Raw genomic sequence first — 5922 nt, forward strand, 5'->3', positions numbered from 1 at the left:
TCACCACTATGGACTACTTTAACCAAATCTTTTTTGAGAATTGGTAGTTGTTGTTTTTGGTGGTAGTAATTTGGCTTCTCTCTGGGAGCGGCGATGCTCGTTATCAATGGACAAGCGTTAACAGCAGTGCGATTCTTTTCCCACCAATCAAATCTATCCCCTAGCTGGCGGTTATACCAATAACGGCAAATTCTGAGCCATTGGTTGAGGATTAGCTTTTGATTGGTGTCGGGATAGAATTGGTACTGGTAGGTCGCCTTCATTGCGTTGCAGCCGATACGCATCAATCAGTGTTAATTTAACAAGGGATGTTGTTTGGACAAATGGGTATTTTATTGCTTCATGTGGTGGCGTGACGGTTGAGCAATTAAAGAAGTACATTGAGGAGCAAGATAGGCCAGTTGAATAATATTTGTTCGCCTCATCATCCACCTGCCCACTGCTCAAAGCTATGCTTTGAGATTGTGAACAGGTGGAATCCTCATCTCACGCGCCTTCCATCCCACACCAACCGAAGCGGTATGGTGTGGGGATTCCCGTCTGTTTAGCTAAACCCAAGCATACAAAATTGCTAGGTTGTCGATCGCGCTGAGGGTATGAATTGTTTTTGGTGGGACATAAGCGAAACTACCGGGTTGCAGTGAGATTTGATTCCCGGCGCGATCGAGTTTTCCCTGTCCTTCCAAAACATAAATCGCTGTTCCGCGCAATGCTGAATGAGTAGGAATATCATCTCCAGCAGAAATACAGACTAAGGAGAATTGCGATCGCTCGTCTTTAGACAGAACTATTTTATGGATTTCCCGATCCAAGTAAGCAATCCGATCTGATAGCGGAGGTGCGATCGTCTGTTCGGAGATGCTAGGAGTTGTTGTAACCGATTGAGCAAGGGTTGCTTGGCGATCGCTTAGATTAATCTTAATTTGGGATTGTTCAGTAAACAACTCCTTTAACGAACTGCTCATCTGGGTTTTAACTTGATTAATTGCTTGGTAGGTTTCCAGATCGGAACAAAAAATCTCTAAAATTAGAACTGGTTCGGAAGTCTTCAATGTCCACTGACACTTTGACAGTAACTCGCGGGTGATGCGATCGCAGGATTGACAGAATAGGTTTGTAATTCCTGCTTGTAGTTCTAACTGTAGCAGTCGATCTAAGGGAGAGGAGGGAATTGCTCGATCGTCCCCAGGTAAATTTGAGGAGTTCATCATGATTGCTTGTGGATTGAGTTTAATAGTTGGCTAGAAGATAGGGAGACGGCTCTTGTGGTGAGGAGAGGGAATATTTCTGGGACAGAGAAGATGGGTGTCTGTAGGTAACAGGCAATTTCTTTCAAATTAGGTATAGATTTGCTAACCTTCTGCGTCTTTTACATTTAGGACTTACGCAAAAAACCGTTTGGCTGACGGGGACGTAAGCTCGGTTTCTGGTGAAAAATAATGAATCTCTCCGAGAGACATTGATGCAGAAACTGGGTTTTTGCCCTGCGCGTGTAAGTCATGACATTGTTGCCATTCTGCTCTTAAAGAACTGTCAAACGCTGAGTTATCTCCTATAATTCAGAATGCAGGATATTAGCTAAAAAATCTGCTAGCTATGCTACCAACTATATTTTTATTAATAATTGATCTGATTAAATTGGGAATGTAACTTTCATTACTTAGGCACGATCGCGTAACGCCGCCATCCTGGGGGTAAGAATACCGCGCTTGGAAAGCGGCCGTACTGCGATTTTGCGTAATTCCTAAAATTGCAAAAATGTTCTAGCTGCAATCAAATTGCGACTATTTTTCAAGATGCGATCGCTAAATGAGTAGAGCAGGGGATGCTGGGGGTGCGATCGCGATCGTCTTAGCGATAAAGTCACTGTAGCACTTGGCGGCTGTACTGCGATCGTAGATCCTGACCAATTTAGATTGAAAGCGATCGCGAATGGTAGTGTTGAAGTGGCAGCGCCGATTCCGATCGGCGCTTTTTCAACTATTTATCACCGCTTCCATTGTTGGTAGGAGTACAATGCAAGAGCTAACCAAAGTAATCCAAAAGCCTGCATTTTTACAGGGGATGCTGTTTCGTGATAAACGTAGATAGCCAAAAGAAACTGAAGACTTGGTGAGAGGGAATGAAACAAGCCTAAAGCTGACAGAGGCAAGCGCTTAGCACCTTCGCCATACAAGACAGAAGGGATGGCAGTAGCCCCACAGCCAATAATTAGCAAAAGGCGGTTTAATTCGGGCAAGTTAGTGACAGTTTCGAGGTTGGCAAAGCAGAGCAGATAAATAGCAGATGGTACTGCTAAAATTGCCATTTCAACTAAGGTTTGAACAATGGGTTCAGCATCAACAGATGCTTTTTTTCGGGCTAGACCATAGAATGCCCAAGTTAATCCAATGCCAACGGCAAACCAAGGGAAATCTTCAGCATTGCTGGTCAATAAAGCGGTAGCTGCTACGCCTAAGATCAGGGCTAGCCAGTTTAACAATTGATAGCGTTCCCGAAATACGATTAAGCCGAGAATCATCGAAGCAATATAGCTGAGAAACATTCCCGCGCTGCATTCCATCACTCGCCCTTTTTGGATGGCAAAGATATACAAAATAACGTGCATCCCTAGAAAGAAAGCGGAGGAAGTTAAGGCGAATAAGTTGCCTGATTTCCAGATTTCGCTAACTTTCGACCAGCCATTATTTGGGAGTACGAAAAGGGACAAGAAGATGAAGGAACCAATCGCCCGAAATGCGGCAATTTGATATGCTTCGATCTCAGGAAAGCCTTTGTAGAAGATACAGTAAATGCCCCATAAAAAGCCTGCGGAGGCAACGTAAAGAACGCCAGAAGGGGTGACAGCCGCCTGAACAGGCTGTCTTTTTTGCAGTTGAATTGTCATATAATTAACTCACGTTTTAGATGTGGCCTGTCTGGCCTCGATTAGAAGCCAGCAGGTCTTTTCTGATTGGAAGGTCAAGGTTTCAATTAAGGCGGGGTACAATGAGTACCTTCTGGATTGCTATTTGGTACACAAGCGTTGGCGATCGCGTGATTGACTTCGCTCTCAGAGGCTTTCCAGAAGAGGGGTAATCCCCATAGAAAACCCACTGCGAAAATCGAAAGAACGCCAGAATGAGTAACAGCAAACCAAAGAAGTTGTCTTCGTTGAATTTGTGTCATACTAGGAGTGGTTTAAATTTTCGATGTCTGGCTTCAGTCGGACTGAAGCTAGATATCTTTTCTCTTGAACAACTTCATTATTGAGTAATCACCCTTACAAAACAAGGGTAAAACAAGGGTAAAATACAGAATTTAACTAAAATAGAATCGCATAACTTTATAGGCGCTAAACTTCTGAATTTGCATCAAAAATTATCCTAAACTTCGGCAACGAACTTATTATCTTCGTTAACTTCGGTGAAATGATTGGGACTTATGCACGCGGGGCCAAAAACCCGGTTTCTGCGTCAATCTCTCGCAGAGAGCGACAATCTTTCAAAGAAACCGGGTTTTTTTGTGTAGTCCTAATCTTATGCACGGGGGCCAAAAACCCGGTTTCTGCATCAATCTTTCGTAGAGAGCGACAATCTTTCAAAGAAACCGGGTTTTTTTGCGTAGTCCTAATGATGTTTCGTGGCTTATGCTAAAATTCCTATAGGTAGGAAGTGAGGGAAGTGATGACAAACAAACAATCAGAGATTGAACGTGCTCGCGGCCGCATCCTTACTAACCAAGGCCGAGATAAACTTCAGCCAGCAATTGACAATTGGGCAAGTGAAAATGGTATTAGCAAAGCAACAGCCAACCAAATTTATAAAATATTTAAAGATAAAAAAGAATATATAGGAGTTGATACCATCCGAAAAATATTGAAGGGGATTGAAGGAGTTGATGAAAAATCTATCCGTATTCTCTTTGAGATTTTTGGATTAAGTTTAGAATCAAGTGACCATCAATTAGAAGAGGATTTAAAACCTATCATTGACGATCCTCCTGATTCCCAACCCCGATGGGTAGGCCGCGAAACTCTCATCAATGAACTGATCGAAAAACTCCAAGGAAACTGTCGCATTCTCTCCATAGTTGGTATCACCGGCATCGGCAAAACTTCCCTGGCCAAACAACTCGCCAAACAACCCCAACTCAGCCAAAAATTGCCAGAAAAAGAGATAAGTTTTTTCCAAGAATCTCCAACATTTCAAGTAGTGGCCGATCGCATTTTAGGCGCAGAAGCCAACACTCCCCAGTTACAGGGGGAAAAAAATACCGATAATCTCATTAATGCAATGGTAAATCAGTTAAAATCCCAGCCGATTTTGCTGATACTTGATATGATCGAAGTAATATTAGAACCAGACGGAAAAAGCGGCCATCAGTTTAAAGATTCCCTATTTGCAAAGTTTTTAGATCGGGTGGTATTAGCGGATAAAATGCCGTCGCGAATTGTCCTCACTTCTCAAGATCGACCGCCGATTATGGCACAAGGACACTACCCTGAAGATAGATTTTTTGAGAAGCCTCTACGCGGTTTGGAGGAAGAGGAGACGATCGCGTTATTTCGGCAGTGGGATGTGACAGTTGAGGGAGAAAAAACTCAGGGATATCTGAAGCGGATTTTTGCAGTTTACCAAGGGCATCCCTTAGCTTTAAGCGCGATCGCGGGGGAAGTGCGCGAGAGTCCCTACAACGGCAATCTTGAGCTTTATTGGTGTGATTATGGCGAAGAGATTGAAGAGGCAGAAAAGCTAAAAGCTAAGACAGAGGGCGATCCTAAAGACGATAAACCCACAATTGACCGCTTTAGCCCTAATTTGCAAGATTTAGTATTAATTCGCATAGAAAATACGGTGGAACGATTGCGGAAGGCTGACCCAATTGCCCATGAGTTACTGTGTAAGGGAGGAATTTCTCGACGGCCAGAAGAACGCCGTGTTTGGTTGAGGTTAATGAACAAATTTGAGCCAGAAATCCAAAAGTTAGCGTTTCAAACATTGCAGCGGCGCTTCTTTTTAGAACATGAAAATACGGCAAGTAATAGAATTGTCTATAGCCTCCATCCGTTAATGCGGCGAGTTGCCTTGGAACACTTGAAAAAATTGGATGGGGAGGTGCAAGCATGAGTCAAAATGCGATCGCCTACCGAGTTGTGAATTGGCTGGAATTATCAGAGGAAGAATTACCAATGCTGCGGCGGACTGCGGCGGGAAAGTGGGTGATACCGGGATGGGATGATGCAGGAATAGATGCGGAAATTTCTGCACAGGAAAGTCAGGAATTTCAGAGCGTGAGAGAGTTAACAAAGACAGAAGAAGCCCGTGTCGGTCTGATTTTTTCTTATTTAAAAGAGTATGAACCTCAGCCAACGGCTGATAATTTAGAGAAAGTGAGTCACTACCTGGAAGCATTTCACCATTTCTGTGAATTGGCAGCATGGGAAGAAGCTTGGGAAGTCCTTTTTATTCGCTGCGATACGCCGACACGGGAAGAATTGCACAATCAGTTACATACTTGGGGTTATTATCGGCTACGGATTGAATTATACAACCAACTTTTAGGCAAGTTAGATAATAAATACCGCGATAGCATTTGTTACTGCGGTTTGGGCATTGCCTACGATTCTCTGGGAGACTACCGCCTGGCCATTGAATATCACGAGAAACACTTGGAAATAGCACTAGAAACTGGCGATCGCAATGGGGAGGGACGAGCTAATGGGAATTTGGGCAATGCCTACCAATCCCTGGGAGACTACCGCCGTGCCATTGAATATCACGAGAAACACTTGGAAATAGCGAGAGAAATTGGCGATCTCGGTAGGGAGGGAGGAGCTTATGGGAATTTGGGCATTGCCTACAAATCCCTGGGAGACTACCGCCTGGCCATTGAATATCACGAGAAACTCTTGCAAATAGCCATAGAAATTGGCGATCGCAA

At 43.8% G+C, this 5922-nt stretch carries 7 protein-coding genes and 1 pseudogene; 3 read left to right on the forward strand and 5 right to left on the reverse strand.

Features of this window, described 5'->3' with window-relative positions; translation table 11 throughout:
* A partial coding sequence (locus tag PN499_RS12815) for a helix-turn-helix domain-containing protein (RefSeq protein WP_272032320.1) occupies positions 1-263 on the reverse strand: 263 nt, incomplete at its 3' end.
* A 38-nt stretch (positions 264-301) separates the two neighbouring features.
* Between PN499_RS12815 and PN499_RS12820 the strand changes: the two are divergent.
* Positions 302-409 (forward strand): annotated as a pseudogene (locus tag PN499_RS12820) (transposase); the annotation flags it as partial.
* 139 nt (positions 410-548) lie between these two features.
* On the opposite strand, the gene PN499_RS12825 reads toward PN499_RS12820, so the two are convergent.
* The 4 genes from PN499_RS12825 to PN499_RS12840 all read right to left on the reverse strand — a co-directional run bounded on the left by PN499_RS12825 (position 549) and on the right by PN499_RS12840 (position 3168).
* Entirely contained in the window at positions 549-1211 is a 663-nt protein-coding gene (locus tag PN499_RS12825; RefSeq protein ID WP_272032321.1) for a cupin domain-containing protein, read from the reverse strand.
* 533 nt (positions 1212-1744) lie between these two features.
* On the reverse strand, positions 1745-1867 hold the full coding sequence (locus tag PN499_RS12830; RefSeq protein WP_272032323.1) for a hypothetical protein: 123 nt from the start codon (positions 1865-1867) through the stop codon (positions 1745-1747).
* Between the two features lie 120 nt (positions 1868-1987).
* Positions 1988-2887, reverse strand: coding sequence for an EamA family transporter (locus tag PN499_RS12835; RefSeq protein ID WP_272032324.1), 900 nt, complete (start codon positions 2885-2887; stop codon positions 1988-1990).
* Between the two features lie 86 nt (positions 2888-2973).
* Positions 2974-3168: a hypothetical protein gene (locus PN499_RS12840; RefSeq protein ID WP_272032325.1), complete on the reverse strand. Its 195-nt coding sequence runs from the start codon at positions 3166-3168 to the stop codon at positions 2974-2976.
* 497 nt (positions 3169-3665) lie between these two features.
* Here PN499_RS12840 and PN499_RS12845 point away from each other — a divergent pair, with 497 nt between their 5' ends.
* Both PN499_RS12845 and PN499_RS12850 read left to right on the forward strand, forming a co-directional pair.
* The gene (locus PN499_RS12845) at positions 3666-5108 is read left to right on the forward strand and encodes an ATP-binding protein (protein WP_272032327.1); all 1443 of its coding nucleotides are present in this window, start codon (positions 3666-3668) and stop codon (positions 5106-5108) included.
* A partial coding sequence (locus PN499_RS12850) for a tetratricopeptide repeat protein (protein ID WP_272032328.1) occupies positions 5105-5922 on the forward strand: 818 nt, incomplete at its 3' end. The genes PN499_RS12845 and PN499_RS12850, both read left to right, overlap by 4 nt.

The sequence above is a fragment of the Kamptonema animale CS-326 genome, assembly GCF_028330895.1.
Lineage (GTDB): Bacteria > Cyanobacteriota > Cyanobacteriia > Cyanobacteriales > Microcoleaceae > Kamptonema > Kamptonema formosum.